This is a genomic window from Cytobacillus sp. NJ13 (assembly GCA_030348385.1).
Classification (GTDB): domain Bacteria; phylum Bacillota; class Bacilli; order Bacillales; family Cytobacillaceae; genus Cytobacillus.
Window position 1 is genome coordinate 1 of record JAUCFP010000004.1, and the last position, 514, is coordinate 514.

Below are 514 nucleotides of genomic sequence, written 5' to 3' on the forward strand. Positions count from 1 at the left end.
TTCAGACTCGCTTTCGCTGCGGCTCCGTCTCTTCAACTTAACCTCGCATGTAATCGTAACTCGCCGGTTCATTCTACAAAAGGCACGCTATCACCCATTAACGGGCTCTAACTACTTGTAGGCACACGGTTTCAGGATCTCTTTCACTCCCCTTCCGGGGTGCTTTTCACCTTTCCCTCACGGTACTGGTTCACTATCGGTCACTAGGGAGTATTTAGCCTTGGGAGATGGTCCTCCCTGCTTCCGACGGGATTTCTCGTGTCCCGCCGTACTCAGGATCCACTCTGGAGGGAACGAAGTTTCAACTACAGGGCTTTTACCTTCTCTGGCCGGCCTTTCCAGACCTGTTCATTTACCTCGTTCCTTTGTAACTCCGTGTAGAGTGTCCTACAACCCCAGGAGGCAAGCCTCCTGGTTTGGGCTAATCCCGTTTCGCTCGCCGCTACTCAGGGAATCGCGTTTGCTTTCTCTTCCTCCGGGTACTTAGATGTTTCAGTTCCCCGGGTCTGCCTTC

The 514-nt window shown here is 52.9% G+C and carries 1 rRNA gene; it reads right to left on the reverse strand.

The annotated features are described in order from the left end of the window. Positions 1–514: ribosomal RNA gene (locus tag QUF73_00020) — 23S ribosomal RNA — on the reverse strand; the annotation flags it as partial.